This window comes from Jannaschia pagri (genome assembly GCF_019655435.1).
Taxonomy (GTDB): domain Bacteria; phylum Pseudomonadota; class Alphaproteobacteria; order Rhodobacterales; family Rhodobacteraceae; genus Jannaschia; species Jannaschia pagri.
Genome location: NZ_BPFH01000002.1, coordinates 346505 through 370501, shown reverse-complemented (window position 1 = coordinate 370501; position 23997 = coordinate 346505). Strand labels below are relative to the sequence as shown.

Sequence of the window (23997 nt, the reverse complement as noted above, 5' to 3'; positions counted from 1 at the left end):
CGGCCTTTCGCGTTCTGCGCGACGGGGGTTGGCGCCGTTCCCGCGCGGCCCTACCTTCTTGGTCAGAAATGCATCACGCCCATGTGATGCCTCGGCGCGTTGTCTCACTGAAGTCTGGTGCAGATATGCAACGCAGAGGCCGCGCTCGCATGCTGCGCGTTCACAGCACCAAGGAGGTATGTGTGTACACATCTTTACAGTCCAACCGGCCAGTCGCCGCCCTGCGCGCGCTGACGGCCTTTGCCCTCGGGCTCGTGATGCTCGTGGTGTCCAGCTTGGCCGCCGCGGCGCAGGGACGCCCTGATAGTTTTGCCGATCTCGTCGATCAAGTGTCTGGCTCCGTGGTGAATATCACCACGAACACCTCTGTCGCTGTCAGCGACCGGGGGCCAAACCGGGGCAACCCGCTGGAAGACTTCTTTGAGGAATTCCGCGACCGCAACAACCCCGGCCAGCGGGAGCGTCCGCGCCGTCGCGGCAGCGCGCTCGGTTCTGGCTTCGTGATTTCTGAAGACGGCTACATCGTGACGAACAATCACGTCATCGAAAACGCCGACGAGATCCTGATCGAATTCTTCTCGGGCAATGAACTGCCCGCAGAGATCGTCGGAACCGACCCCGACACCGACATCGCCTTGCTGAAGGTGGAGAGTGATAGCCCCCTGGAGTTCGTCCCCTTCGGCAACAGCAGCGCCATGCGCACGGGCGATTGGGTGATGGCCATGGGCAACCCCTTGGGTCAGGGCTTTTCGGTCAGCGCCGGTATCGTGTCGTCCACGGGGCGCAACCTGCAGGGCGTCTACGACGACTTCATCCAGACCGACGCCGCCATCAACCGGGGCAACTCGGGCGGTCCGTTGTTTAACCTCGACGGTGAGGTGATCGGCGTGAACACCGCGATCCTGTCGCCCAACGGTGGCTCCATCGGGATCGGGTTCGCCATGGCGTCCAACGTGGTTACGAATGTCGTCGATCAGTTGCAGGAGTTCGGCGAAACCCGCCGTGGCTGGCTGGGTGTTCGCATCCAAGACGTGGACCCGGAACTGGCCGAAGCCTTGGGTCTGGCAAACGCCAACGGCGCGCTGGTCACCGATGTGCCCGATGGGCCGGCCAAGGACGCTGGGATCCTGCCGCGCGATGTTATCCTGACGTTTGACGGCGTCGCCATCGAGGATACGGGCCAACTGATCCGCGTGGTCGGAAACGCACCAGTGAACAAGGCCGTTCGCGTGATCGTCTTCCGCGATGGTGGTGAGGAGACTGTCCTCGTCACCCTTGGCCGCCGCGAAGAGGCGAACACGCCCCGTCCGGCCTCGGCCCAGGTGCCCCAGGGTCCGGCGCAGTCGGATCTTATGGGGATGACCGTCTCGAACCTGACAGACGAGTTGCGGGCGCAACTTGGTCTGGATGGGGATGCTTCGGGTGTTGTGGTCTCTGACATCGATGCCGATAGCTCGGCTTACGATAAGGGCCTGCGCGCCGGTGATCTGATCGAGGAAGCGGGCCAGGTCCGGGTCCGGACCGTGGCCGAACTGGAAGACCGTTTGGACGAAGCCCGTGACGCTGGACAGAAGAGCTTTCTGTTGCTGATCCGTCGCGGCGGCGACCCTCGGTTCGTGGCGCTGTCCCTCGACGAGGAGTGATATCCGACCCATGTCGGACCGCGGGCGCCTTCGGGCGCCCGTTTTCGTTTGGCTGTTACAGTCGCGCGGTGATCCAGGCTCCGGCCAGGATCAGGCCCAGAAGAACCGGCTGATGGATCAGATAGATCGCCAGCGAATGCTGACCCGGCCAAGCAAGCCACCGCGCCCAGCGGCCCGGCCTGCGCGGCACGGTCGCGAGGCGGTCCCATAGCCCAAGGCGGCCCCCTAAGTTGCCAACCGCGACCCCCAGGAGGAGCGGCGCCACCCAGGGCACCAGCGGCTCATAGTCCATCATCGCAGGGATGCCCTGACCGAGACCCGTCCAAAGCCACCAGGAGCCATCCAGGGCGGGCAGGTGTAGGCCCGGTCCCCACCACAGGATGAGACCGCCTAGGGCGGCTAGCACCCACCAAGGCAGGCGGAGGCAGGCGAGACCGATCAACGAACTGGCCGCGATGGAATGCAGAATGCCGAACCGTACCCAAAAGGCGGGCACCGCCACATAGGTCGCCACCGAGACCGTCGCCGCCGCCGCCACGAGCCACGCGAAGCGACGCCAGAAAGCGCCCCAGCGAATGCCGGAGCCATGGGCGAGCCATAGGCTGAGCCCCGCGAGAAATAGAAACCCGCCCGCGATGCCACGGGCCGACAGATCCCAGAGCCCTCCAAAGGTCGTGCCCGGAGGGACAAGGCCCAAAACCTCGAAGTCGCGCCCGAAATGAAAGGCCGCCATCGCAGCAAGGGCAGCCGTTCGCGCCCAGTCGATCACCAAAAGACGCGGCCTGCTCATAGGTCGCGCCCCAATGCGATCAGGCCCAGCGATTTGGCCGCATCCGTCGATAAGGTCCCGCTTTCCAATCCGCTCGGCGCCTGGAACGCCTGGACGGCGGTGCGCGTCGGCACATCGTAAAAGCCGTTGATCTCCCCGCCATAGAGGCCGCGCACTTTGAGCGCCCGCTGGATCTGCGCCACGAAATCCGGGTCCCTGTCGCGCAGGGCGCAAGGCGTCTCGAACCAGGTTTCTTCGCGCGGTGTCACAATGCGTGTGGAGGTCACGGTGCGAAAGCGTGCGGGGCTCAGGACGGTGCCATCGGGGGCGACAACGGCGCCCGACTCCAGTTGCTGCTGCGTGACCGTCTCGATCACCGCTGGCGTGATGCCCCGCGCGTAGCAAGCCCCTGGTACGGGATCCAGCGGGCCGAAGGACTGTCGCACCTCGTCCACGGTCGCACCGGTACAGCCGGCCACCGAGACGGCGACCAGGGCAAGCGCCAGCCGGGGGACGGAGGGGTGGTTCATATGGCCCCTGTTCAATGCATTACGGGTGCGGTCCGTAACCGCTCCGACCCTACCGCAGCGGGCCAGGGTCTCAACCGCCGGGGCCGTGGGGAGGCCCCGCGGGCGCCCATCTGCATACGAACCGTTGCACGGAGGCCACCGCCAGACTAACTCACCCCAAAGACAGCCCATCGGAGACCTAAGCATATGGCCAAGATCACCTACATCGAGCATGGCGGAACCGAACACGTGGTCGAGGTCGCCACAGGGCTGACCGTGATGGAAGGGGCCCGTGACAATAACATTCCAGGGATCGAGGCCGATTGCGGTGGGGCCTGTGCCTGCTCGACCTGCCATGTCTACGTGGACCCGGCCTGGACGGACAAACTGCCCGCGAAAGACGCGATGGAAGAGGACATGCTCGACTTCGCGTACCAGCCGGACCCGGAGCGGTCGCGATTGACGTGCCAGTTGAAGGTGACGGACGCGCTGGATGGTTTGGTTGTCCAAATGCCCGAGAAACAGATTTGACGTCCCCGGGGGCGCCGCGCGGCCTGTTGCACGCCTGGAGGCGTCGCGTTCGCGGCGCGGTTGCTGGCGTCGCGCTGGTGGCCGCTGTCCCTGCTGCCGCATGTGTATCGCTCTCAGACAACGCGGCCTTGCCCGGATCCCTCACACGAGATGACAGCGGCACTCGGGGCGCTTGGTACGAAGATCCGACACGCGCCTATGGCCACGACATCATGGGCGAGGTTCAGGACGCGGAAACCCTGCGTGCGGTCGTCGACGGAGAGACCTGTACCGTGGTCGAGGCCGCTGCGGGCGAGGGCTTTGTGTTTGAGGACATTGCGCCACGGCTGTCAGACGTTGATGGCGACGGCATCCCCGAGGTGATCGCGGTCCGCTCCTCGTTTTCCTTGGGCGGGCAATTGATCATCTACCGAGCCGAGGGCGCCGAACTCGTGCCCCTTGCCGCGACGCCCCATATCGGACGCCGGAACCGCTGGCTGGCCCCCGCCGCCTGGGGCGACCTGGACGGAGATGGCGCCTGGGAGGTGGCCTATGTCGACCGCCCGCACCTGGCGAAAACCCTCCGGGTCTGGCGCTTTGGCCGCTCCGGCTTGATCGAAGTGGCAACGGCCGCAGGGGTGACGAACCATCGAATTGGCGAGCCGTTCATTTCGGGCGGTTTGCGCCAGTGCGAGGATGGGCCGGAGATCATTCTGGCGTCCGCCGATTGGACGCGCTTGTTGGCGGCACGTGTCACGGGCGGCGCCGTGCGGCTGTTTGACCTCGGCCCCTGGAGCCGCGCATCAGCCGGTCGCGCCTTGTCGTGCGGCTGATCCTCATCACCGCACTGGCGACGGTCTGGGCGGCAGACGCTCTGGCTCAGCAGCCGCTGAGCGCCGAGGTCTTGTTGGACAGGCTGGTGGGTGGCTCTGCCGTGTTCACGCGCGCCCCGGACGGCGGCTACATCGGACGAGAGTACTTCCCCTCCCGCAACCGCAGCTTTTGGGAAGGCGCGGACGGCACGTGTTCCGAGGGCCGCGTGACCATCGAAGGTCAGGCGCTCTGTTTTCGGTACGAGGGTGCGCCGGACGAAGCCCACTGCTGGGTGCCTTTCGTGGACGGGGACCGGATGGCGTACACCTCCACCACGACGGAGGAGGTCCAGTGGATTACCCCCGTTCCCGATTTGCCGTTCGATTGTGTTGACGGAAATCTGACGTCTTAACCTGTGTTCGCTGTGGTTTCGGTGCCAGGGGCGACCCGGGTCGGGGCAGGGGTCTGGACCTGGGGGCGTCCGGTCGTTTGCCAAAGGTCCTGTGCAGAAATGGTCGTCTTTCCGACGTACCGAACCAGACAAAACGGGCCATTTACCTTACGTCATTAGGTGCGCGACCATCGCCGCTTCCACGAGATAAACCGTTGGAATGTCTCGGAGGTGATTATCTCAAAGCCGTCAATGCGCCTCTGGGTTTTTCAACTGGTCATGTGTTTTGGAGTCGTTCCAAGAGGACACCGATACGGTCGTGCGGAGACTTGTGGTATCCCACCGATTTTAAAAGCGTCGCAGGGCAAGGCCCCAGTGTCGGCAGGCCGATTGGCTTAGGTGAGGTCGCTGCCCTTATGGCCAGAAATCGGATCCTGCTTAGTGCAGCCCTCACGTCTCGGGACCATGCTGTCGGTTCGGGCTGCAAATCTTGAGACCATACCGAAAGCGACGACAAACGATCTTGGCGCGCAAAGAGTCGACCTAATCGTGACGAAGGCAGTCACGCCAGCCACGCGATCCGTGGTCTCCCAGTGCAAACGGCTTGGTCTGGCATCAGCTACTGAGCGGCCCGTGGCGCGAGGGATGGGAGGCGCCTTGTGGTAAAGCAAGGCAATCGCGCTGTCTTGCTGTCAAGGAAGCCGTCCGGCCCGGGCGCAACCAGGAAGAAACGCTATGCCGCTATTGTTCCTGTAAGGGAGGTCTGAAGCCGAGACGCTAGTTTTAGTGCGGGGCAAATTGCAATCCCACCAAGAATACGCCGAACACATGTCAGGCCCAAAGCCGGGTTGGGCCGCCCAGGAAGGACTTGAAAGTAGCGGTCGTCGTCAAACAAGCCGTCCACAGTATGTCATCGACAGACAGAGAACTATGGCCTGGCCTTCGCAAAGAACGGTTCATTAAGGGACGGGCTCGGGCGATGGGTACTCCACGTGACCCATCAAGCTGCTCTCACCTTGTATCGCGCCGGCCCATGCGATGACGCGAACAGACGTCCATATCCCATTGTTCCTAAGAGATACCCGAACCCGCATGACGTGATCCGGGCCGGTTTGGTCGGTGGTGTTCGGAGATGCCCAGCACCTCAGCGGATCCGCCTAGAGGGAACGTACTTCTACCGCCAAGGCTATGGCTATCGACTTGCCTCTGCGTTCACTTTGTCTGACACCTCGCGTGCCGATCTACGCATCAACTTGCATCAATGCCGCCTGGCCAGAGCTCCTCTCGGGCGGCTGGGCTGTCCTCAAGGTCATAGAGCCACGAGCGCTTCGATATCGGCCCTCCCTAACGTTCCAGTATAGAGCGAGCTAATGCGTGAGGTTCAGGTCATAGTCCGAATCCTTTCCTAGGTCAGGCTTACAGGACCGATAACGACTACCGGCTGGTATGCCCGCCGCGCCTCGGCGTGTCGCTACGTGTAGGAGCTAGGCCATCTGAGCGCCGCGTAAAAGGATCGGCGGTAGGCTAGTGTGATGTGAGATCGCCCTCCCCATAGGTCTGACGAGTGGCAAAAGCCTAACCACCTTGTGAAACATGCGCGCGTCAGCGCCCTACCTACTCCCCCACAAAAGCACCCCCCGCCCGAGCGCTCAGGCTCGAAGGCGGGGGGTGCTCGTGCCGCAACGCACCTCGGAGAGAGGGGGGAGAGACCGGGGAGGGTGGCGCGGCATCACTCCGACCAGGCGGGGGGATACCCGGCCGGAGCAGTCGTTCAAGGATCAGTCGTCGTCGCGGCTCTCCTCGGCGAAGCGGGCAAAGATGTCCGTGGCGATGGTGTTCTTGCCGACCACCGTCGCGCCGTTCAGGCCGCGCCGGTCGTTGGCGTTGTCCTCGGTCGCGTTGAAGATCGCGAAGGCCTCACCAAGCGAGCCGGACCGGGTCGAGACGGTGACGGTCGCGTCGCCGCTGGGCAGCTTCGAGCGGTCGTTGGCGCGGTCGATGTCCTGGTTGAAGTGAGCGATGGCCCCGGCGGCGCCCGCGGGCACTTGGGCGGAGGCGGCTCCGGCGATGGAAGCGGCGGCGACGATGGCGGAGAGGATGAGCGTTTTCATAGTGTTAGTCCTTATGTGAGTGGCCCAGTTAGCGTTGCGGCGGGCCTGCGTGGGTTGCGGTGTGCTGGGCTGTTGCCCTGCTGATGGGATTGATATGCGGGAGGGCGGCCTGGCATTCAACAAACGGACGCGTGAGAACGACGCGATAAGCGTGCATCTGCGCGCATATCTCTCCCCCAACCGCACGGCCCTCACGGGCGCGCGACGGCAGCTCACCAAACCGCGACAATTCCCCTAAAATCCGACACGAAACCCGCACCCCAGCCGCCCCCCACCCCGAGCAACAGCCACCCGCCCCAGCTTCTTCTCGGCAAAAATACTCCCAGCCCCATAGCCCCACCAAAGCGCAGCAGGCGAGATCCGGGTGCCCGCAAGCGACCCCAGGTCCAAACCCAATATCGGGAGATTGGTCTTAGCTGAGCGCGCGCCAGCCGATGTCTCGGCGGCAGAACCCTTCGGGCCAGTCAATCTGATCGACCATGCCATAGGCGGCGCGATGGGCCTCTGATAAGCTGCTTCCACGGGCTGTCACGCCCAAGACGCGGCCACCGGAGGCGACCATTTGGCCGTTCTCGCGCGCCGTGCCTGCGTGGAACACCATATGGCGGCTGTCAGCGGGCAGCTCGGTCAAGCCACCAATGACCGATCCCTTGGCGTAGGGCCCTGGGTACCCGTCGGCGGCGAGTACCACGCAGAGCGCGTGGTCCTCGGCCCAATGGACCTGCGCCTCAGCCAGGCGGCCCTCGGCCGTGGCCAGTAGAAGATCCAACACCTGTCCCCCAAGGCGCATCATTAGGCACTGGCACTCTGGGTCGCCAAAGCGGACGTTGTATTCCACGAGGCTGGGTTGGCCGTTGTCGATCATCAGCCCCACAAATAGAACGCCGCGAAACGGCGTGCCCCGACGGACCATTTCGGCCATGGTGGGGCGCACGATGTCGTTAAGGGCGCGGGCCTCGACCTCGCGCGTCATCACCGGTGCGGGTGAGTAAGCGCCCATGCCGCCTGTGTTCGGGCCGGTGTCGCCGTCGCCCACACGTTTGTGGTCCTGCGCGGTTCCGATTGGCAGCACCGTCTCGCCGTCCACGAGGCAAAAGAACGAGGCCTCCTCGCCTGATAGGAAAGCCTCGATCACGACCTCGGCGCGTCCGTGCGCTCCGTCGAAAATATCTGACAGTGCGGCCTCGGCGGCGTCCCCTGTCTCGGCGACGGTGACGCCTTTACCTGCAGCGAGGCCATCCGCCTTGATAACGATTGGGAGCGGTTGATCGGCCAGGTATTCGCGCGCGGCGTACAGGGTATCGAACCGACCATAGGCCGCCGTCGGGGCGCCAACGGCGGCGCAGACTTCCTTGGTGAAGCCTTTGGAAGCCTCTAGCCGAGCCGCGGCCTCGGAGGGGCCGAAAACGGCGATGCCGGCCCCAGACAGCCTATCGGCCACCCCGGCGGCCAGGGGCGCTTCGGGCCCAACGATCACAAAGTCGATGCTTTCTGCGCAGGCCCATTCCGTGACTGCGGCCCCATCTAGGATGTCCAGATCGGCGCATTCCGCAATCTGGGCGATCCCGGCGTTTCCAGGGGCCACGATCAATCGGTCGCATTTGGGGTTTTGCAGAACCGCCCAGGCCAAGGCGTGCTCGCGTCCGCCCGATCCGAGGATGAGAATGTTCATGGCTGGCCCCCTGTCTGTCGCGGCGGGGTTTACGGAACCGCCGCGTCACAGACAAGTCGCGCCATATCCGCGCGCGACCGCAACACGGCCACTGGGACGGTTGGTCCATGGGCGTCGATCTCGGTCAGGAAGCGCGGCGCGTGGTCCCTGTCGAAATTCCAGACGTAGCTGAGGAAGGCTAGATCGGGCAGCGGCTCCGGGCAGCCATCCGCCATGGCAGGTCGCACACGCCCGTAATGGCGCAGGACGCGACCAGCCAATTGCCACAGGGCCCGGGCGCGGGGGATGCGGACCCAGAGGATCAAATCCGCCCGTGGCACGCGCAGGTCAAAGCTCGACGGGCTGCTGCCATCGATGATCCAACGGTCCCGCGCGGCCAAATCTTGGATGAGCACCCTCTGTTCGGCCTTGGGGCGCAGGTGCCAGCCGGGCAGCCAGATCACGTCCCTGTCCAAGGCATAGTGGGGCAGCTTGAACTGCTCGGACAGGCGCAAGGCCAGTGTCGTCTTGCCACCGCCGGAGCGGCCCACGATCATCACGCGGCGGGCGGTCCGCAGCCGCAAAGCCGCTTGGGATGGGGTCACATAGCAAGGCATGGCGCTGACTAGCGCGGTCGGCGTGCGTGGCCCAGGGCTGATGCGCAGGCGCAGGTCCGTCGGCGCGTTTTGACACGGTTCACCCCGAAGGGGGGTCAACCCTTCGGATGGGATCGCAGGGTGGTTTTCGCCACCGCCGTCCGTAGATAGGATCTCACCATGGATGATTTGATCGACGACGGTCCCGCCCCGCGCGGACGCAACGAGGCGGAATACACAGTGTCCGAGATTTCGGGCGCGGTGAAACGCACGTTGGAAGGCACCTTTGGCCGGATCCGCGTGCGTGGCGAGGTCGGGCGCATCTTTCGAGCCCGGTCAGGGCATCTGTATTACGACGTGAAGGATGACCGGAACGTTTTGGCCTGCACCACCTGGAAGGGTCAGATCAGCAGCCTCTCGGTGCAGCCCGAGGAAGGGATGGAGGTTATCGTCACGGGGCGCCTGTCCGGCTTTGGTGCGCAATCCAAGTACAATTTGAACGTGGACGCCATGGAGGTTGCTGGCGCCGGTGCCTTGATGGCGATGCTGGAGAAGCGCCGCACCCAACTGGCCGCTGAGGGTCTGTTTGAGGCCTCGCGCAAAGTGCCTCTTCCGTTCTTGCCGAACGTCATCGGCGTGGTCACCTCGCCCCAAGGGGCTGTCATCCGCGATATTCTACACCGCTTGTCCGACCGGTTCCCGCGAAATGTCCTGATCTGGCCCGTGGCCGTGCAGGGGCGGGCCTGTGCGCCCGAAGTTGCCAATGCGATCCGGGGGTTCAATGCCTTGCCGCCGAATGGGCCGATCCCCAGACCCGATCTGCTTATCGTTGCGCGCGGTGGTGGGTCCATCGAGGATCTTTGGGGCTTCAACGAGGAGGCCGTCGTACGGGCCACCGCAGATAGTCGCATCCCGTTGATCTCAGCCGTTGGGCACGAGACAGATACCACCTTGATCGATTTCGCGTCCGATCACCGGGCGCCGACGCCCACTGCCGCCGCCGAGCGCGCGGTGCCGGTCCGGTCTGAGTTGATCGCGACCGTTCGCGCCCTGGGACAGCGCCAAACCCGCGCCGCAGACGCCCTGGTCCGCGCGCGGCGGCAACGCTTGGCGGATCTCTCGCGGGGTCTGCCCCGGCCCGAGGTCCTGGTGCAGCGCCCCCGCACACGTGTCGAGGCCTTGGCCGGTCGTCTACCACTTGCTCTGACGGCGCGGGTTGCGCGGGCGCGGGCAGAGATCGCACAGCTTGATCGGGGTTTGACCTTGGGGGAGCGTCTGGGCGCGGCGCGGCAACGGCTGTCTCTGCTTTCGGGGCGGCTGGACTTGGCGCTGCAGGCCCAGAGGCGCCGAGACGCCGCGCGGGTTTCAGCGACAGCCGGGGCCTTCGACCGGCTTGCGGCGCGGGGCTTTCCCCAGCCCCGACGGGATTTGGACCGCCTGGTCAGACGCCTTACGCCCGAGGCCCTTTCCCGGCGCGCCCTCCGCGATGGGGACAGGTTGGAGGCGATCCTGCGACGGCTGTCGGTGGTCGCCACGACGCGCCAATCGGCTTTGACCGCGCGGCTGACCGCGCTGGATCGGTTGCGCGAGTCCCTGGGGTACGAACGCACCTTGGAGCGCGGCTTTGCCGTTGTCTGGGCCGGAGATCGCGTTGTGACCGATCCCGCAGCGGCGCGGGCGGCCCGCCAGGTTTCGCTGCAATTCGCGGGGGACGGTCGGGTCGATGCGGTGACCGCCGGTGGGACGGCTCCGAGCCGTAAGCGCGTGGCAGGGGCCAAGGACGATGATCAGGGGCAGCTGTTTTGAGGACAGCGATTGCGCGTGGTCACTCTGGGGAGAAGAGAGGCGCCTCCAAGGGTCAGCTGTTGGCTGGATGTCGTGGCATGAAAGGCGCGAGGTAGTTGGGGAACCCAATCTAGCCATCGGTGGCGCAGGGCATGTGGGGGATCACCTTATGTGCAAGATGGACGTTGGGCCGCTCATATGTGGATCAAGTCGAGACACAACGCGTGACCGTTCCAAGTGATCCGTCGTAGGTGAAAGGGCTTCAAACGATGCATCCGGTTGCGCTGTACCTGCCCGAGTGACCCCGCTTCACGCGGGATCCGCCCGCTCAGCAACGCATGCGGCGACCTTCAGACCCCGAGGTCCGGCAGGGGGCAATCGATCGGCTCCGCATCGACGTCGGAGGTCACCAGATCTTCGGACGGGGGATCCCCGACAACACGGGCGTGGAAGCCTCCGCCCGGCATTTCGATAAAGTGCCAGCACTGGGGCGCCGGGTCGCTATCGTAGACGAAGCAGATGTTTCCTTCGGCATTGGCAAACCAAATGCCGCGTTGGCACTGACCGCCTTCAAAGGCCCAAATGACGCGCTTGTCGGTAAAGTATTGTTCGGACCCAAAGGGTTCTCCGTAGCGGTCGAAGTAGAAGGTCTTGCCGTGGACCATCTGCTCGAACTCCTGGGGGGTGACCACCCGCTCGGCCGCGGCGGTCAGGGGCCAGGCCATGAGGGCTGCGGTGGCGAGGGCTGTCAGGCGCATGTCAGATCTCCTTCGCTTTCACCCTCGCCGGGGCGCGGCGTCCTGTCTACCCCTTGGCCCAGGGCATCCACCCGAGGGTTCATCATCCGCCGCCACCACCAGGGCCAAAGCGCAAAGGTGACCATAACCGGTAAGGAGTAGGGCAATTGCGGCTGCCCGTCCTCGATGCGCAAAGCCTCAAAGCCCCGGGACGGATGGGCGTGATGGTCGGAATGGCGGGGCGCGTGCAGGGTCAGCAGATTGGTGACGACGTGGGGAGCGTTCCAGGAATGCTGCGGTCCCACCGGCTCCCACCGGTCGCCCTGTCGCGCGCGGCGCATCCCGTAGTGGAGCACATAATCGGTCACCAGCAATTGGCTTTGGGCCAGCAGGCAGAGGGCGACATAAGCGCCCACACCGCTCCAATCGAGCAGGGCCCAGGCCAGGAACAGGCACCACAGCCCGCCGCCCACATAGGCCCAATAGGGGTTTCGCCGATCATAGGCCGAGCGCCCCCGCTGTCGTTGCCTGGACTTCTCCAGGGCGAGCCCTTTCCAAAAGGAGAAGTGCCACGCGCGAAAACAGAACCGCCACCAGCTTTCGTTGTAACGGGCGGTATTCGGGTCCTCTGGCGTGGCCACAAGGCGGTGATGCAGACCAGGATGCGCCGTGGTCTGATGACCGAACAGCAGGGTGATGTACGTCCACCGCCCCAGGGCTCTGCGCGTTTTGCCGGAGGCGTGGATCAACTCATGGGCGTTTGAGTTCATGATCTGGCCAAAGAACAGCCCCGACGCCGCGAAATACGCCAGCCAGTTCAGCCACGGCCCCCCTTGGGCCAGTGCCCAAACGGCGACCGCGAGCAGCGGAAAATGCACGACTGCCAGGCCAACGGTGAGGTGGCGGGCCTGACGCTCGGTTGGGGCGCGCTCGCCCGCGGGGAGGATATGATCGAGGCACGCCACCACGATGGCCATCCAGATGAAGCTGGCCAGGTCCCAGACACCGCCCCAGACGGCGCCCGCCAGCAGAAGCAGGATCGACAGGCCCAAGGCGGCCAGATAGGCGAAGATCGGCGGCATCGCAGGCTCCCGTGATGCGGTTGAGCGGACTTGGAGCATCTAACCACAGCATCAGGCAAAACCATGGCAGACAGGGTGCCGCAGGGGCCGAAGGCCCATTCGTCGCACCCCGTCACGACGGTTTCAGTTGCGATAGGCCCGGCAGCTACACCCCGCGTCCGAGATTGCCCCGCACAGCCGCATGGCCTCGCGCCGACTGTCCGCGCCGATCCGTACCGCGAGGATTGAGGTGCGCGTGCCCCGTCGGGCTTGGGGGACAAGCTCCAACCGTGTGGCAGGCGCGGCCCGGCGGCAGGCGCGGCTCAGCCGGTCGTAGGCTGCGCGCGCCGCGGTTGCATTCAATCCATAGGCAACCTGAACACCCCAGGGCGAAAACCGTGGCGGCGGTGGCTGCGATGGGCGCAGGGGCGTCACCCGCCGTTTCGCGGCCATGGCAACACATGCCGTCAGGAACGGTGTCTCGCCGTCCAGGGCGAAATCGGCATCCTCCGGGGGCGCGTCCCGCCAGGTCTCGGCGGTGTGGCCCGTAATGATGCGCACATAGTCGATCGTCTCTCGCGCAAGTCCCCCGGTTCTGGCTTGCCAGCCTTCAGCCCGCCGCTCACCGCCGTTATAGCCGATGGCGGCCATCCCGAGCGAGCCGTAGCGCCGCGTCATTTCCCCAAGGTATTCAGCAGACCGCGCGATGGCTTCGGCTGGGTTGAACGGGTCGCTCAGCTTGCGCAACCGCGCCGTGCTGTCGATGAATTGCGCGATGCCCTTCGCGTTCGCAGGACTGACCGCGTTGGGGTCAAACCGGCTTTCCTGCCAGAGCAGACGGGCAAAGAACGCCGGGGGCAAGCCGTGTTGGCGGGCCTCGGCGTCGATCTGGGTGCAGACGTCTTCGGCAAAATGCGCCGCCCGAATGCAATGGCGCGGCGCGTCCACGCCGTCGGAACACGAAATCTGCGGCGGGGGATCGGCGCGCAAAGGCAACGCGAACACACACAAAATAAGGAGAAGACGCACCATTCCAGGACGGTCGGCTTTGGGCTGCACCCTGTCAAGGCATGGGCGCGGCAACGGCTCGTTTCCACTGGGCTGTTTTCCATGGGGCAGTGACACTTGGGGGTTTGGGGCGCCACCGGGGCGTCTGGCGACAATCGCCAGCGGTCTTTCGCCCCGGCCCCTGCCGTATTAGGTGGAGGCAAAGGGGGTGCGCGATGTCGTTCTTCAAAAAGCTCAAGGATCGCCTGACGCGGTCATCCTCCAAGTTGGAACAGGGCCTCGATGCCATTGTCGAGGACGGCGCCGATGTGTCGCCGCAGGGCGAAGACGTCCCGGCGCCCGCGCCGCAGCCGTCCCCTGCGCCCACAGACACCGCGCGCCCCGCGCCCCAGGAACCGGCCGCCGTCCAGACAGAGGTGCCAGCGCCGCCGCCAGTCCCGGTGCCACCGCCCGCCGCCACGCCACCGCAGGCCCCTGCCCCCACCGCTCCGCCGGTCCCGCCGACGCCGTCGGACCCCACCCCGCCCGAGAAGACGACAAACCGGGAGGCCCCGGCAAAGCCAGGGCTGCTCGGGCGGTTGATGGGCCGTTCCGCGGCTGCCCCCGCCGCGCCGCGCCGGGTTCTGGACGATGAGATGCTGGAGCAGTTGGAGGAATTGCTCATTGCCTCCGACATGGGGGTGGAGACGGCGCTGCGCGTCACCGCCAACTTGGCCGAGGGGCGCATGGGCCGCCGTCTATCTGTGCCGGATATCAAGGAGCTTCTGGCGTCTGAGGTCGCCCGCATCATGGAGCCCGTGGCCCGGCCAATGCCTTTGATGCCCAAGCGGCCCCAGGTGGTTCTGGTCGTGGGTGTGAACGGGTCCGGGAAGACCACGACGATCGGTAAGCTGGCCAGTCAGTTCCGCGCTGCCGGTAAATCGGTGGTCATCGCCGCCGGGGATACGTTTCGTGCGGCGGCCGTGGAGCAATTGCAGGTCTGGGGGGAGCGGGCCGGCGTGCCGGTCATGACCGCGCCCGAAGGCACAGACCCGGCCAGCCTGGCCTTTGATGCGATCTCCAAGGCGGAGCAGGACGGCGCAGACCTTTTGTTGATCGACACGGCAGGGCGCCTCCAGAACCGCGCGGACCTCATGGAAGAACTGGCCAAGATCGTCCGCGTCATCCGCAAAAAGGACCCGAGCGCGCCCCACAACACGCTCTTGGTGCTCGACGCAACGACCGGGCAAAACGCCCTGAGCCAAGTTGAGACCTTTCAAAAGCTGGCCGATGTCTCTGGTCTGGTCATGACGAAACTCGACGGCACCGCCAAGGGCGGTGTTCTGGTCGCCCTGGCCGACCGGTTCGGCCTGCCGATCCATGCCATTGGGGTTGGCGAGCAAATCGACGATCTGGACGCGTTTGATCCCGAAGAATTTGCCGCCGCTCTGGTGGGGGCTGGGACGTGATCTGGTCGGTTCCGGACCTTGACCGTTCCTTGCGCGTCGGCGTGGCACCATGAGTATTTTGGGACCCGTGATGGGGCTTGGCGGGCGCAGCACCATCGGGGGCCAAAGGGTGGTCAGCGTATGAGCGGGAGCCGGGTTGTTTTGGGACCCGATTTGTTTCCCTTGGCCAACGCTGAGCGGGACGCGTTTCTCCAGGCTGCCGGTGTTTTGCCCCGCGACGATTGTCCGGCGGGGTTTTCCGGGCATTCGGCCCTTTGGGCGCGGGACCGGGATCTGCTTGTGGGACAGGCGGCCCTTGTTGTGCTGACCGACGATACCCTGCGGCCCCGCTTATTGCCGCGGGGCATGAAGGATGTGCCTGTAGCCGCGATTGATGCCTTGGCCGTGCGCGCCGAGTACCGCGAAACCGGCCTGGAGGAACGGATGGTCCGACAACTGGTTCGGGAGTTCGCGGCTGGGTCGGAGGCGCTGATCTTCGTGGGCGCGGCCCATGCGCCTGTGCTGGCCTCAACCCTTGCGGCGACGGATCCGGTGGACCGATTGCTCTCGTGACCTGGGTTTCCGCCATCGAGGGGACCGAAACGGGGCACACGGTTGCCCTGTTGCTCGCCCTGTCGGCGGCCTTTTTGCATGCTTTGTTCGGGGCGCTCCAGAAGGGGCGCTACGATCCCTGGACGTCGCGGACGATCATTGACTGCGGGTTGCTTGTCTTGTCGGCTCCCATAGCGTTGCTGATGGTGCCTTGGCCACCGCTTGACCTGTGGTGGGTCTTTGCCGGGATGGTCGTGATCCATTTCATCTACAAGGTGTTGATGGGGCTGACCTATGAGCGGGGAGCTTACACCGTCGTCTACCCGGTCGTGCGCGGCACAGGGCCCCTGTTCACGGTCATTGGCGCGGGCCTGATCTTTGGAGAGCGATTTACCGTAGTCCAATGGGCCGGGGTCGGTCTGTTACTGGCGGGTCTGTTTGGACTGTCGGCCTACAATATGGCTAAGATTACCGTCGCGCGCGATAGGCTCGCCTCGGCCCTTGGCTGGGCGGTGGTCGCGGGGCTGTCGGTTGCCGTCTACACCACTTGGGACGCTTGGGGCATCCGCGCGGTGGAGAACCCGTTCACCTTCCTGGCGTGGTTCTTTTTTCTGACGGCTTTCGATTTTCCCGTGATCGCACTGGCCCGGGGCAAACTGCGGGCGCCCGATGCCGATATGATCCGGCTGGGGCTGGTCGGTGCGATCATTGCGTTCGGGTCGTTTGGCTCGGTCATGTTGGCCACACGGCTCGACAGCGTCGGGGAGGCCGCGATCTTGCGGGAGACCTCGACGGTTTTTGCCGCGTTGATCGGTTGGGTCTGGCTCAAGGAAACGGTTGGTCCCCGTCGCATTGCCCTGATGTCGCTTATCGCTTTGGGCGCGGTGGTGGTGGAAATGGGCGGCTGAGGTTGTTACCTGCGACCGAGCGAGGAGACACGCCATGGCCGAAAAGACGATATCCCCTTGGGTCAAAACCGCCTTGGAGCTGGGGCCCGTCCTGGGGTTCTTTGCTGCCTACCTTTGGGTGAAGGATGACACCTTTGTGGTGGGCGGTGTGGAATACGACGGCTTCATCGCTGTCACAGCGCTTTTCGTGCCCGTTCTATTGCTATCCATCGGGATCCTGTGGCGCCTGACCGGGAAACTCAGCCCTATGCAGGTGCTGACGGCTGTGTTGGTGATCGTGTTCGGCGGGCTGACCGTGTGGTTGAACGACGAACGGTTCCTCAAGATCAAACCGACCATCATCAATCTGTTGCTGGGCGGTGTTCTGTTTGTAGGTCTGTGGCGCGGGCGCAGTCTCTTGTCGATGGTGCTGTCAGAGGCGATGCCCATGGACGACGCGGGCTGGACCATCCTGACACGCCGCACGGCTTGGTACTTCGTGGCCTCCGCCGTGGCGAACGAACTGGTTTGGCGCACACAATCGACCGAGGTCTGGGTGACGTTTGAGACGTTCTTTCTACCCGGGTCCATGTTTGCCTTCTTCATCAGCCAAGCGGGTCTGATCCAGCGCCATGCGTTGGAGGATGACGACGAAGATGACGACGATTGGGACGATGACGACGACGACGAGGATTGGGACGAAGACGATTTGATGGACGTTGATGGGTCCGGGGATCGGCTCAAAGGGCGCTAGGGCGTCCTACACACGTCCCAGACGCGCCGCGGTTTCCAGTGCCAGGCCGCCCAACCGGTCTTGGCGCCAAATGCCCAGGCGGGCGAGGGCGGGGCGGCGCCAAGCTGGTGTCTCGCGCCAGGTGGTGAAGGCTTCCAGTAGAGCGGCGCTGTCCGGCGTCAGATCAGTTTGTCCGCGCAAAGCCGCGATGTTTCGGTCCAGCCAGTCCGAGAGCCGACCATCCGCAATCATGGCGAGCCGCTCCAGCTTTGCCCGCAGACCGGCGCGTGTGCCCACTTGGTTCTCACTGTGCTGTCGGTAGAGCACGCTGGGTCGTTCTTCGAAGACAACCTGCGCACCCGCGCCGAGCATAATCTGCGCAGTCCACCAATCGTGGTGCGGGACCTGGGCCTCTAGCGCCGCCGGGACAGCGCGGCGCAGGATCGCCGTGGCCGCGTGATTGGCGACCATCGTGTGGCCGGGCAGGGGGTTCTGAACCAGCGTGTTGCCAAAGGTGACCGGTCTGGCCAACGCTGCGGAGGCCGCGCCACGGGTCCCATCGGCCAAAAGCAATTGATAGCGCGTGGCGTAGAACACCGGCGTCATCGCCTCGCAGGCCGCCGCCGCCCGGGCCAGCCGGTCGGGCAGCCAGACGTCGTCCTGATCGCACCAAGCCACAGCCGCGTTCTTGGGCAAATCGGCGTCTCGCAGCAGGGTCAGGAAGTTCATGGCTCCGCCGCGACAGGGGCCTGCGCGCAGGCTGACGCGGCTGGGATAGGCCTCGGCGAAGCGACGCAGGATCTCCGGGCTGTTGTCGTCGGATCCATCGTCGCTGACATGCAGGGACCAGGCGTCATGGTTTTGCCCCGTGATCGAGGCCAGTTGCGCGGGCAGGTGGGCGGCACCGTTGTGGACACCCATGAGGATGGCGATATGGCCCATGGCCTGCGGCAGCCGGGTCAGCGGTCGCCGCGTGGCGGCTTCGTGTAGGGTTTGCCCGCCTTAGGCTTGGCCTTGGCGATGCCGCGTCCGCGCTGCCCGCCTTTGCGCAGGGAGACAGACGTATCCGCGCGCTGGGCGGCTTTGCGCTCCGACTTGGTCATCTTGGTCTTGCGAGGCTCCTCGGCGCGCTCCTCCCGTCCCTTTGGTCGGTCGTCGCGTTGGACGCGCGATGGTCTACGGTCGGGGCGCGTGTCTGATGCGTCGACTTCTGCGCCACGGGGCGGGCGTCCACCCGCGCGCGGGCCCGCGCCGCGCTTTGGGCCACGGTCCGCGCGGTCGGGTCGGTCGCCGCCGGTGGCCATCGGCCCCCTCGGCTTTGGGCCACGGGCGCGCTGCGGTCCGTCGCCTTTCGGACCTGGTGCGCCCGGGCGGCCCCTTGGGCCGCGATCCTGCGCGGCACCGTCCCGCCGCGGTTTGCCTGGACCGCGCTGGCCTCGCGGGTCACTGCGCTGGGGCTTGCGCGGTTTCTTGTCCTCAGACCCTGGCTCCGCCTCTCGACGCGCATCGGCGAACGCGCCGTCATGGAGCGTGCCCAGTTGATCCCGAAGGATGCGGGGTTTCACCTCTTCGACCTCACCCACGGGCAAGGTGCCCAGTTGGAACGGCCCGTAGCTGACCCGGATCAGTCGGTTCACATAGAGACCAACGGCCTCGGCGGCGCGGCGGATCTCTCGGTTGCGGCCCTCGCGCAGGCCAACGGTCAGCCAGGCATTGGCGCCCTGCTGGCGGTCGAAGGTGACCTGCATACCCTGGAACTGTTCGCCGTCGATCTCGATCCCATCGCGCAAGCGTTGCAAGGCGGCCTCATCGGGCGTGCCATTCACGCGCACCCGGTAGCGGCGCAGCCAGCCTGTCTCGGGCAGTTCCAGCCGCCGTTTCAAGCCGCCGTCGTTCGTCAACAGCAGCAATCCTTCCGACGTGAGGTCAAGCCGCCCCACCGACAGCACGCGCCCCAGGCGCCCCCGCAAGGCGTCGAACACCGTTTCGCGGCCCTTTTCGTCCCGCTCCGTGGTCACCAGGCCTGCGGGCTTGTGGTACAGCCAAACGCGCGCGGCCTCGGCCTTGGGCAGGGGTTTGGCGTCGACAGTCACTTGATCCCCTGCACCAACCGTCGTTGCCGGGCTGGAAATCGTGCGACCGTTCACCATGACCCGCAGGTCGGCGATCATCTGTTCCGCGTCACGGCGCGAGGCGAGGCCCGCGCGCGCGATCACCTTGGCGAGCCGGTCGCCGCTCGGGGTGTCTGGGGTATCAGTCATGGCCGGGGTCTAGCGCGGGCAGCGCCATTGTGAAAGCGGCTTGCGCGTCGCGCCCCCCGGCGGGCAGATAGGCCATGTTTCGATCCTTTATGCCCCAGGCCCTCATCCAGGCCCGCGCCGCCGCTGCCCGGGGCGAAGTCCCCGTGGGGGCCGTGGTGTCCCGAGGCGCGACCATCTTGGCCGAGGCGGGGAACAGAACCCGAGAATTATCCGATCCCACGGCCCACGCGGAAATCCTGGCGATCCGCGCGGCCTGCGCCCGTTTGGGCTCAGAACGTCTGATCGGATGTGCCCTCTGGGTCACCCTGGAGCCGTGCGCCATGTGTGCCCAAGCCATTGCCCACGCGCGCCTGGCACGCCTTCATTTCGGTGCGTTGGACCCGAAGTCTGGCGGTGTGTTGCATGGGGCACGGGTTTTTGAGCATACGCAAACCCATCACCGACCAGAGGTCTATGATGGGTTAGAGGGGGACGCTTGCGCCGAGCTGTTACGGGAGTTTTTTGCCGAACGGCGGGGGTGAAGGCCCGGATGTGGCGCACGGGTATTGGTCTGAGGGACCTGTGTGTTGAGCTTGCGCGCGCGACCCCGAGATCAGGCTGTGGTCGTATTCCCATGGCCTCGCTATGTCGTCCGCCCCGTCTCATTCCACTCTGAAGATGCGCGGCGGTACGTACCGATGGTGGCGGATCGTCGATGTGGGCGCACTCTGTGACCGTCACCGTGACTACCGTCCGCACTGGCGTAAGGCTTACCGACTTAGCGTCGGGCCTGCTGTGCCAGCTGCCTCATCAATTGGCTGGGGGAGGGCGTTCTGCGATACCTCACAGGAGCCAACCGAGACGGGCAGAGGTGTGTGACCGCACGTATGGTTGCCGTTGCGACTTAGATCGGCGGTCGGTGCCAGGCTCTCCATCTTCTCTGAGGCGGCGGTGGTTGGATGCGCGGCGGACACCAAGGGCGCCGGTCCGTGCTCCGCTTTCCCAAATAGGAGGGCGTCGCGCGCCATCGTGGCGGTGAGGTTGGGCGAGGCCATCTGTGCGGCGGCTGGGCCGCCGAGACACCCCACGGTCAGGCAAAACAGATACAGGCACTTCATGGGGCGCGTCCTCCGATCCTAGCAATCGGAACCCAACGCGCCCACATGGTCTTTGGTTCACCGTCCTGCAGAATCGCAAACGGACCCAGATTGGGGCCCGTCCGTGAGTGCGCCAGATGTGGCTTGGCTCAGTTGTCGCTCTCGGCGGCGATACTCGCCAGGATGGCCTGAGCGCGGGGCGAGTGGACGGGTTTGCCCCGGTCGCCCTTGGTTGTCAGCAGGGTCTGTGCAGTGCCAGTGGCCGCAGACTCGGCTCCGAAGGCGGCGGGGGCGATCCCGCCAACCAGGGGTGCGGAGAGAGCGGCGACCAGCAGCGCGGATTTCAACATGGCAGTCATGGCATATCCTTTCAGCTTCGGTTGCCGTCTATGGTGTTCGAAAACACCGGTGGTGCCGACGCCACAGCGGCGCCGGTAGGGGGTGGACGCTTCCCGAGGGAGGCGCAAATCGTCAGATCGGGCCCGGATGACGCGCCTTATGGCGGGGGGATGCCGGGGGGCTAAGCAGGCCGGGCTGCTTGGCGTTGAGAGGGATATGCGCCTTTCCGTCGTCACACTCAATGCACTTGGTTGTGAGTGCGTGTCGATTTTCGTGCGCCATTGCACAATCGACCGACCCCGCCGCACCGCCTTCACGGACGCGCGAGGCGCGACGGTTTATATTTGCGCGCAGGCGCAGAGATAGCGGTGACGAATGCGCAACTTCGGGAGCCTGCTTAGACGCCACCTGAGCGTGTCGCCCTTGGTACAGGCCAGAGCCCTGTGCCCTATGACGCGAACCGTTCCTGCCAACTGGGCAATATACCCCCCGCAGAGGCCGCATGGACGCCACGCGCAATGGCACGTGCCAGACAACAGGCCGCCGCATGGCCCAATGGCACCGCACCCCAGGCGGGATCCGGTAGCGGTCGCGCGCCCGTGGCTGCGGCAAAGACCAAGTCTCCGTCCAAGGGCGTATGGCTTGGCTGAATGGCCCGCGCCATGCCGTCGTGGGCCGCTATGGCAAGGCGCGTCGCTTGGGCCTGGGTCAAGGCGGCATCGGTCGCGACGATGGCGATGGTAGTCGCCTCGCGCGGGCCTGCCGCGCCGCTGGGTTCCCAATCCGGCGCCAGGTAACCGGGCGCACGCCCGCCCGCTTCAGCCGCCAGTTCCCAGGGCGCGGCAAAAAACCTGCCCGCATCGTCGCAGACCCGTCCGATGGCGTTCACCGCGACCAGTGCGCCTACGGTGATGCCGTTGCTCAACACGCAACTGGCCGATCCCAGCCCCCCGCGTAGGTCCATAGTCGTGGCGCCCAGGCCGGCCCCGGTGCTGCCAAGGGCAAAGGACGGCTGTGCGGCCTCAAGCGCGCGCCGTCCGATCTGGGCATAGGGGTTGCTGTCCCAGGTCTTGTCACCGCCGTTCAGCAAGTCGAACAGGATCGCCGCTGGGACGATTGGCACCCGTTGGTCGCCCACGGGAAACCCTCGTCCGGCAGCGCGCAATCCATCGGCCACACCCGACGCGGCGTCCAAGCCAAAGGCCGACCCGCCCGAAAGCACCAGGGCATCAACCTCTTGCACGGTTTTGTCTGGGGCCAGCAAGTCCGTCTCGCGCGTACCTGGCGCCCCGCCCATGACGTGGACCCCCGCCACGAAGGGGGCGTCCCCGATCAAGACGGTGGCCCCCGACATCAGAGCCGTGTCGTCCGCATTACCGACGCGCAGGCCTGCCACATCGGTGATCAAGTTGCGCGGCCCTGGCTTCATGCCCGTGACCTCATGCGCGGGTGACCTGCCCGACGTAGCGACCGATGCTGCGCAACCGGGCGTCGCCTTCGAACCGGCCAGTGATCAACGCCCCCGGGAGCACCAGGATCACGGCGTCTAGGCGCGCCTCGGCGGCGATCTCGGCGGCCGTATCGGGGTCGAAATATCCCCGGAGGCGCTTGGCGTGCGGTGCAGCGATCACCTCCACATGGTCCAGATCGGGGGTCAGCCCCGTCCGCTCCGCCGCATCCAACAAATGGGCAAAGGCCAATTGCTGCGAGGCGAAGGGCCCCGCTAGGACGTCGATATCCGCTTCCAATCGCATGATTATCCCTCCGATTCGACGGCTGTCCTTTCGGTATGTCTGCCACAAACGGGCCGCGCCGTCCCAGTCAGATGCACCGCCCGCCGTCCACCTCCAGCCCCACGCCCGTGATCATGGAGGCCGCGTCCGAGCAGAGGAAACACGCCGCCTCGCCCATGTCTTGCGGTGTGGAGAAACGCCCTAGGGGGATCGTGGAGAGGAAAGCGGCGCGCCGCTCCGGTGTGTCTTCGCCCATGAAGCTCGACAACAGGGGCGTCTCTCCGGCGACGGGGTTGAGACAGTTCACGCGGACCCCAGCGGGCGCCAATTCCACGGCCATGGCTTTGGTCGCCGTGATCATCCAGCCCTTGGAGGCGTTGTACCAGTTCAGGTTCGGGCGGGGCGAGACACCGGCGGTGGACGCCACATTCAGAATTGCCCCCGATCCGGCGGATTTCATGACCGGAACAACGTGCCGCGCGGACAGGTAGACGGACTTGGCATTCACCGAGAGAACGCGGTCGAACTCATCCTCGCTGACTTCCTCCATGGGTTGCGGCAGATGTGTGATGCCCGCGTTGTTCACCAAGATGTCGATGCGGCCCCAGGCATCCAGAGCCTGAGCGGTCAGCGCTGCCCAATCGCTATCGCGGGCAACATCCATCTGTGCCGCATGGCCGCCGACCTGTGCGGCGACCTCAGCGGCGCCATCGCCGTTCAAATCTGCGACCAGGACCTGGGCGCCTTCGCGGGCAAAGACCTCCACGATCCCCTTGCCAAAGCCCGATGCGCCGCCCGTCACGATGGCGGTTTTCCCGGTCAACCCCATGGTCTCCCCCCTCAAGTGTCGGGGACAGGATGGCCAGGGGAGGCGGCGGGAACCAGCTTTATTTCCCGGTCGACGGTGCGAATCGTGGTAGCTTCGTCTCACAACCAGTGTGGGAGGATCCGATGACCCTGAAAGACGTTGCCGATACGCTCGTCGCCAGTTGCCGCGAAGGCCGCGAGGCCGAGACTCTAATGACCCTATACGCGCCCGATGCCGTGAGCGTTGAGGCCGTCGACTTTGGCAACGGGCGCGAGGCGAAGGGGATCGACGCCATCAAAGGCAAGCACGCTTGGTGGGAGTCCGCCTTTGAGGTGTTGGAGGCAGAGGTTTCGGACCCCATGCTGCACGGCGATGATCGGTTTGCGGTGACCTTTTCCGTGAAGTCACGCAACAAAGAGACCGATGCGATCGAGGACATGTTCGAGGTCGCCGTCTACCATGTGGCCGACGGAAAGATCGTGCGCGAGGAGTTCTTTTACGCGTCCTAGTCATGGCTGCAGGGTCACCGAGCGGTCGCTCGGATCAAGGGCGGCGTTCGGATATGGCGCCGGTTCTTATGGGTTGTGGGCGCAAAGT

The 23997-nt window shown here is 65.3% G+C and carries 25 protein-coding genes; 11 read left to right on the top strand and 14 right to left on the bottom strand.

Annotated features, from left to right (window positions below):
- The first annotated feature begins 257 nt into the window (after window positions 1-257).
- The gene (locus tag K5R33_RS06695) at window positions 258-1643 is read left to right on the top strand and encodes a Do family serine endopeptidase (protein WP_255576240.1); all 1386 of its coding nucleotides are present in this window, start codon (window positions 258-260) and stop codon (window positions 1641-1643) included.
- Window positions 1644-1698: 55 nt separating this feature from the next.
- Here the strand turns inward: K5R33_RS06695 and K5R33_RS06690 are convergent, their stop codons facing one another.
- Together K5R33_RS06690 and K5R33_RS06685 are read right to left on the bottom strand one after the other, a co-directional pair.
- A complete protein-coding gene (locus tag K5R33_RS06690; protein ID WP_220748233.1) occupies window positions 1699-2433 on the bottom strand; it encodes an acetyltransferase domain-containing protein in 735 nt (244 codons plus the stop codon).
- Window positions 2430-2942: a peptidoglycan-binding domain-containing protein gene (locus tag K5R33_RS06685; RefSeq protein WP_220748232.1), complete on the bottom strand. Its 513-nt coding sequence runs from the start codon at window positions 2940-2942 to the stop codon at window positions 2430-2432. Before K5R33_RS06685 ends, K5R33_RS06690 begins: the two co-directional genes overlap by 4 nt.
- A 186-nt stretch (window positions 2943-3128) precedes the next feature.
- On the opposite strand from K5R33_RS06685, the gene K5R33_RS06680 reads away from it, so the two are divergent.
- From K5R33_RS06680 to K5R33_RS06670, 3 genes are all read left to right on the top strand, one after another.
- Window positions 3129-3452: a 2Fe-2S iron-sulfur cluster-binding protein gene (locus tag K5R33_RS06680; protein WP_220748231.1), complete on the top strand. Its 324-nt coding sequence runs from the start codon at window positions 3129-3131 to the stop codon at window positions 3450-3452.
- A gap of 128 nt (window positions 3453-3580) precedes the next feature.
- Window positions 3581-4264, top strand: coding sequence for an FG-GAP repeat domain-containing protein (locus K5R33_RS06675; RefSeq protein WP_255576181.1), 684 nt, complete (start codon window positions 3581-3583; stop codon window positions 4262-4264).
- Window positions 4255-4656: a hypothetical protein gene (locus K5R33_RS06670; RefSeq protein WP_220748230.1), complete on the top strand. Its 402-nt coding sequence runs from the start codon at window positions 4255-4257 to the stop codon at window positions 4654-4656. Before K5R33_RS06675 ends, K5R33_RS06670 begins: the two co-directional genes overlap by 10 nt.
- Before the next feature lie 1757 nt (window positions 4657-6413).
- Here K5R33_RS06670 and K5R33_RS06665 read toward each other — a convergent pair.
- From K5R33_RS06665 to K5R33_RS06655, 3 genes are all read right to left on the bottom strand, one after another.
- Window positions 6414-6746: a hypothetical protein gene (locus tag K5R33_RS06665; RefSeq protein ID WP_220748229.1), complete on the bottom strand. Its 333-nt coding sequence runs from the start codon at window positions 6744-6746 to the stop codon at window positions 6414-6416.
- Between the two features lie 412 nt (window positions 6747-7158).
- The gene (gene purD / locus K5R33_RS06660; RefSeq protein ID WP_220748228.1) at window positions 7159-8418 is read right to left on the bottom strand and encodes a phosphoribosylamine--glycine ligase; all 1260 of its coding nucleotides are present in this window, start codon (window positions 8416-8418) and stop codon (window positions 7159-7161) included.
- 29 nt (window positions 8419-8447) lie between these two features.
- Complete coding sequence (locus K5R33_RS06655; RefSeq protein ID WP_220748227.1) at window positions 8448-9014, bottom strand: P-loop NTPase family protein; 567 nt, start codon at window positions 9012-9014, stop codon at window positions 8448-8450.
- A 159-nt stretch (window positions 9015-9173) separates the two neighbouring features.
- On the opposite strand from K5R33_RS06655, the gene xseA reads away from it, so the two are divergent.
- Complete coding sequence (xseA, locus tag K5R33_RS06650) at window positions 9174-10799, top strand: exodeoxyribonuclease VII large subunit (RefSeq protein ID WP_220748226.1); 1626 nt, start codon at window positions 9174-9176, stop codon at window positions 10797-10799.
- Window positions 10800-11128: 329 nt separating this feature from the next.
- Here xseA and K5R33_RS06645 read toward each other — a convergent pair whose 3' ends face one another.
- The 3 genes from K5R33_RS06645 to K5R33_RS06635 form a co-directional block, all read right to left on the bottom strand.
- Window positions 11129-11536 (bottom strand): hypothetical protein, encoded by a 408-nt coding sequence (locus K5R33_RS06645; protein ID WP_220748225.1) that lies wholly within the window; start codon window positions 11534-11536, stop codon window positions 11129-11131.
- Window positions 11527-12597 carry an alkane 1-monooxygenase gene (locus K5R33_RS06640; RefSeq protein ID WP_255588429.1) on the bottom strand — a complete coding sequence of 357 codons (1071 nt, stop codon included), beginning with the start codon at window positions 12595-12597 and terminating at the stop codon, window positions 11527-11529. Before K5R33_RS06640 ends, K5R33_RS06645 begins: the two co-directional genes overlap by 10 nt.
- 123 nt (window positions 12598-12720) lie before the next feature.
- On the bottom strand, window positions 12721-13608 hold the full coding sequence (locus tag K5R33_RS06635; protein ID WP_220748223.1) for a lytic transglycosylase domain-containing protein: 888 nt from the start codon (window positions 13606-13608) through the stop codon (window positions 12721-12723).
- 191 nt (window positions 13609-13799) lie between these two features.
- Between K5R33_RS06635 and ftsY the strand changes: the two genes are divergently transcribed.
- The 4 genes from ftsY (at window position 13800) to K5R33_RS06615 (ending at window position 17204) form a co-directional block, all read left to right on the top strand.
- Window positions 13800-15032: a signal recognition particle-docking protein FtsY gene (gene ftsY / locus K5R33_RS06630; RefSeq protein ID WP_220748222.1), complete on the top strand. Its 1233-nt coding sequence runs from the start codon at window positions 13800-13802 to the stop codon at window positions 15030-15032.
- 120 nt (window positions 15033-15152) lie between these two features.
- Complete coding sequence (locus tag K5R33_RS06625; RefSeq protein WP_220748221.1) at window positions 15153-15584, top strand: hypothetical protein; 432 nt, start codon at window positions 15153-15155, stop codon at window positions 15582-15584.
- The gene (locus K5R33_RS06620; RefSeq protein WP_373314145.1) at window positions 15581-16471 is read left to right on the top strand and encodes an EamA family transporter; all 891 of its coding nucleotides are present in this window, start codon (window positions 15581-15583) and stop codon (window positions 16469-16471) included. Before K5R33_RS06625 ends, K5R33_RS06620 begins: the two co-directional genes overlap by 4 nt.
- 34 nt (window positions 16472-16505) lie before the next feature.
- Window positions 16506-17204, top strand: a complete 699-nt coding sequence (locus K5R33_RS06615; RefSeq protein WP_220748220.1) for an inner membrane-spanning protein YciB — start codon at window positions 16506-16508, stop codon at window positions 17202-17204.
- Between the two features lie 6 nt (window positions 17205-17210).
- Here the strand turns inward: K5R33_RS06615 and K5R33_RS06610 are convergent, their stop codons facing one another.
- Window positions 17211-18125, bottom strand: coding sequence for a glycosyltransferase (locus K5R33_RS06610; RefSeq protein ID WP_220748219.1), 915 nt, complete (start codon window positions 18123-18125; stop codon window positions 17211-17213).
- Between the two features lie 17 nt (window positions 18126-18142).
- A complete protein-coding gene (locus K5R33_RS06605; protein ID WP_220748218.1) occupies window positions 18143-19444 on the bottom strand; it encodes a pseudouridine synthase in 1302 nt (433 codons plus the stop codon).
- Between the two features lie 74 nt (window positions 19445-19518).
- Here K5R33_RS06605 and K5R33_RS06600 point away from each other — a divergent pair, with 74 nt between their 5' ends.
- Complete coding sequence (locus K5R33_RS06600) at window positions 19519-19965, top strand: nucleoside deaminase (protein WP_220748217.1); 447 nt, start codon at window positions 19519-19521, stop codon at window positions 19963-19965.
- 704 nt (window positions 19966-20669) lie between these two features.
- Here the strand turns inward: K5R33_RS06600 and K5R33_RS06595 are convergent.
- From K5R33_RS06595 to K5R33_RS06580, 4 genes are all read right to left on the bottom strand, one after another.
- On the bottom strand, window positions 20670-20879 hold the full coding sequence (locus K5R33_RS06595; protein WP_220748216.1) for a hypothetical protein: 210 nt from the start codon (window positions 20877-20879) through the stop codon (window positions 20670-20672).
- Window positions 20880-21307: 428 nt separating this feature from the next.
- Window positions 21308-22288 (bottom strand): P1 family peptidase, encoded by a 981-nt coding sequence (locus tag K5R33_RS06590; protein ID WP_220748215.1) that lies wholly within the window; start codon window positions 22286-22288, stop codon window positions 21308-21310.
- A 10-nt stretch (window positions 22289-22298) separates the two neighbouring features.
- Entirely contained in the window at window positions 22299-22613 is a 315-nt protein-coding gene (locus K5R33_RS06585) for a hypothetical protein (RefSeq protein WP_220748214.1), read from the bottom strand.
- A 67-nt stretch (window positions 22614-22680) separates the two neighbouring features.
- Entirely contained in the window at window positions 22681-23421 is a 741-nt protein-coding gene (locus K5R33_RS06580) for an SDR family oxidoreductase (RefSeq protein WP_220748213.1), read from the bottom strand.
- A gap of 122 nt (window positions 23422-23543) precedes the next feature.
- On the opposite strand from K5R33_RS06580, the gene K5R33_RS06575 reads away from it, so the two are divergent.
- On the top strand, window positions 23544-23909 hold the full coding sequence (locus tag K5R33_RS06575; protein ID WP_220748212.1) for a nuclear transport factor 2 family protein: 366 nt from the start codon (window positions 23544-23546) through the stop codon (window positions 23907-23909).
- Window positions 23910-23997 lie beyond the last annotated feature (88 nt).